Annotated in this window: 3 protein-coding genes; all 3 read left to right on the top strand. The window is 43.5% G+C overall.

Translation table 11 applies throughout. The features are described 5' to 3' along the window. Positions 1 to 442 precede the first annotated feature (442 nt). Positions 443 to 1,537: a DegT/DnrJ/EryC1/StrS family aminotransferase gene (locus HPY74_20395; GenBank protein NSW92968.1), complete on the top strand. Its 1,095-nt coding sequence runs from the start codon at positions 443 to 445 to the stop codon at positions 1,535 to 1,537. Positions 1,538 to 1,554: 17 nt separating this feature from the next. Beyond that, entirely contained in the window at positions 1,555 to 2,829 is a 1,275-nt protein-coding gene (locus HPY74_20390; GenBank protein NSW92967.1) for an oligosaccharide flippase family protein, read from the top strand. Positions 2,830 to 3,343: 514 nt separating this feature from the next. Then, the coding region (locus HPY74_20385) for an AbrB/MazE/SpoVT family DNA-binding domain-containing protein (GenBank protein ID NSW92966.1) at positions 3,344 to 3,533 on the top strand (190 nt) is incomplete at its 3' end.

Below are 3,533 nucleotides of genomic sequence, written 5' to 3'. Positions count from 1 at the left end.
CCGGCTCCGGCTTCTTTTTTGCCATTTTATATGCGCCATCTTGAAGACTTATAAGGACCAAAATTACACTGTGTATGCGGTTATCTAAGAGCAGTTTGTGAAATTGGAAAACTTGTTCAGCAAGCCCGAATTTAGCATCCTGAATTACAGAAATGATACCGCCGGGGCGACCGTATATCATTTTCACAAAGTCGAATAGGCCTGCTCCCAAAAGATCTATTGCATCACGAGCATAAACGTAGGACAATTACCATCGAAGATAGCTGGGAAATTGACGCGATGCAATACGTTATCTCAATACCCCGGAAGGCAAAAGAGACATAAAACGTCGCTGCCAACTGGGAAGAGTTAAAGTTCACTGAAATCATAATAAATAAAAAAGAACGGTTTTCTTGAGATTAAATGATAGCTATAAAAAATATCAACAATGAGGAGGGCCAACATGATTCCAATAGCAAAACCTGTATTAGGCAATGAAGAAATTGAAGCAGTGGTGGAAGTCCTTCATTCCGGAAGGCTTGCCCAGGGAAGAAAAGTGGAGGAATTTGAAGAGGCTTTTGCTTCTTACATCGGTACAAGATATGCTGTAGCAGTAAACTCGGGGACGGCGGCGCTGCACCTGGCCCTCCTGGCCCACGGTATCGGTGAGGGTGATGAGGTCATCACTACCCCCTTTAGCTTTATCGCCACCGGCAATGCCATTTTATTCACGGGAGCAAAGCCGGTATTTGTGGACATAGATGAAAAGACCTTTAATCTCGACCCGGATAGGTTAGAAGAAAAAATTACCCCCCGGACAAAGGCCATTCTCCCTGTCCACCTTTATGGCCAGCCCTGCGTAATGGATAAAATTATGGACATTGCTGCGAAGCATAATCTTGCCGTCATCGAAGACGCCTGTCAGGCTCACGGGGCGAAATACAAAGGTCAGAAAGTAGGTTCTTTTGGGACAGGCTGCTTTTCTTTTTACCCTACTAAGAACATGATTACCGGTGAAGGCGGGATGGTTACCACCAATAATAAAGAGATTGCCGAAAAGTTAAAGATGCTCAGAAACCACGGCCAAAAAGTAAGGTACTTCCATGAGATGCTGGGCTATAATCTCAGGATGACCGATCTTGCGGCAGCCATTGGCCTTTGCCAGCTAAAGAAACTGGAGGATTTTAACGCCAAAAGAAGGTCCAACGCCCAGGATTTAACCGAGGGACTACAGGACCTTAAGGGAATAATTACTCCTTATATTTTGTCTGAAGTAAAGCACGTGTTTCATCAATACACCATCAGGGTATCGGAGAAATTCGGTATCTCCAGAGATACCCTGCGGGAAGAACTAATCCGCTTGGGGATAAATACAGAAATCTATTATCCCCTGCCTATTCACTGCCAGCCCTTTTATCGGCAGCTTGGCTACAAAGAACATCTTCCCCGGGCAGAAAAGGCGTCCCGGGAAGTGCTTTCGCTACCGGTTCACCCCGCCGTTAGTGGTACGGATATTCAGGATATCTTGGACGCTTTCGGGAAGATTATATCGAAATAAACTAAAGGATTTGGGATATGTCTACAGCAAAACTTGCAATTCCTAAAAGCCTTGGGGAATTAAAGCAATACCTGGGCGACCCTCTGTATAAAAACTCGTTTTTTATAGTTTTAAGCAGGGTTTCTAATGTCGCCTGCGGTTTTTTCTTTTGGATGCTTGCGGCAAGGCTTTATTCCACTGAGGATGTGGGTGTGGCCACGGCCTTGATTTCTTCGTTAGGACTGGTTATCCAATTTTCAAGATTAGGCTTTGATTTCTCTTTAATCCGTTTTTTCCCACTCAATGATCGTAAAAAAGTTTTTAGCACTTGTCTGGTCATTACAACTATCTCTTCTTTTGGTGTGGGGATTATTTATATTCTAGGCATTAGTCTTTTTTCACCCGAATTATCTTTTCTAAAAGAAGGAAAATACGCGCTTATCTTTATTCTAATTGCAGTTATAAATTCAATAGCTGCAATTACAGGATCCACTTTTGTAGCAAAACGGGATGCAAACTATTACTTTATACAGAACCTTTTTATGGCTTTAAGAGTTCCTTTTTTAATACCTTTAACTTTTTTGGGCTGCTTTGGCATATTTGGCGCGAACGGGTTGGCCTTCCTGCTCGCTTCTTTATTTGCCTTGCTGCTTTTATATAAATCAACCGGGCTTGACTTAAAAGTTGATAAAAAATTTGTCCGGGAATCATTTAAGTTTTCCTCTGGAAATTATATTTCCAGCATGTTTCTTTCCGTGCCTACGTTAGTGTTGCCTATTATGATCGTGAACCTATTGGGCGGGTCTGAAGCCGCTAAGTACTATATTGCGTTTTCCATAGGAAATCTCGTTTTAATCGTCCCCGATGCTTTGAGCACTTCGCTTTTTGTGGAGGGGAGCCACGGGGAAGGTTTAAAAAAGAATGTTATCAAAGCCGGTTTGGCCATCTATGCTTTTCTTATTCCTGCCGTGCTTTTTCTTTATTTCTCAGGTGGTTTTTTATTAAAATTATTTGGCAAAGATTATGTGGACGCGCTGGAGCTTCTAAGAATATTGTCTTTATCCAGTTTCCTGGCCGCTGTTTATTCTCTGTTTGCTCCCATTCAAAATGTCAGGATGAAGGTTGAAAGCATTATCAAAATAAACCTGGCCAGGTTCTTGCTTTTGCTGGGCTTGTGTTATTTATTTATTTTAAAATTCGGCATTGTGGGTGTCGGGTATGCGTGGATGATAACTTACATGCTTTTGGTGATTGTTATAGTTTATGTTGCTAAAAAAGAAAATTGGTTTAAATTTGGTCAAATGAAAATGTAATCACGTTAGCGGGGCGCCAGGATTTGTTTATCCCCTGATAGTCGGGTTCATTTAATCGTTGCCCAAACGGCCATGCTGGCGGTTGTTTCGCTGGGGCTGGGCTGGTGCTTTTGGGCATGGCCGGCCTGGACGGCATCGGCATGGCTTACGCCCTGGCCCATTTGGTTGTGGCGGTTGCGGCGGCCCGGCCGCTTTTAAAAAGGCTGAAAGAAAAAGAAGCTACCTGTTAGCCGGCCAAACATTAATGTTGCAGGCGTTAGCAATGTCGCTAGAAAGAGCGCGCGGGTGAATCCAGGCAGCGGCACCAGATTTCGGCAGAGCTTCCGAAGAGGCGGCTTTGCGCGGCCTGGAGGCTGCATTTGACGAGGTTGCGGCGGCAAAAGAGGAGTAGTAAAAATGCCTGTACCGGGGTGTCGCCCGCCTGAAACAAATTGGTTATAGGTTTTGATATTTTTTTGAGGTTGGAATATAATAAAGTAGGAAAGTTTAACTTTATTATATGGAGATGATGAACATGTTGGTGGAATTAAAACAAAAATCCCAGGTGACTATTCCCAGTGAACTGGTGAAAAAACTCAAGCTTAAGCCCGGCGATAAATTGGAAATTGAAGAAAAGGACGGCTGTCTGATCATTACCCCTGTTGAGGTTATTCCGCGGGCTCAAATGTGGTTTTATTCTAAGGAATGGCAGGCGGATGAGCAGA

Source organism: Bacillota bacterium (assembly GCA_013314855.1).
Classification (GTDB): domain Bacteria; phylum Bacillota; class Clostridia; order Acetivibrionales; family DUMC01; genus Ch48.
This window is presented reverse-complemented; position numbering and strand designations above follow the sequence as displayed.

What these genes read in the sequence shown, in the direction of transcription:
- HPY74_20395 (NSW92968.1), top strand. Translation starts at nt 443, where the DNA reads ATGATTCCAATAGCAAAACCTGTATTAGGCAATGAAGAAATTGAAGCA.
- HPY74_20390 (NSW92967.1), top strand. Translation starts at nt 1,555, where the DNA reads ATGTCTACAGCAAAACTTGCAATTCCTAAAAGCCTTGGGGAATTAAAG.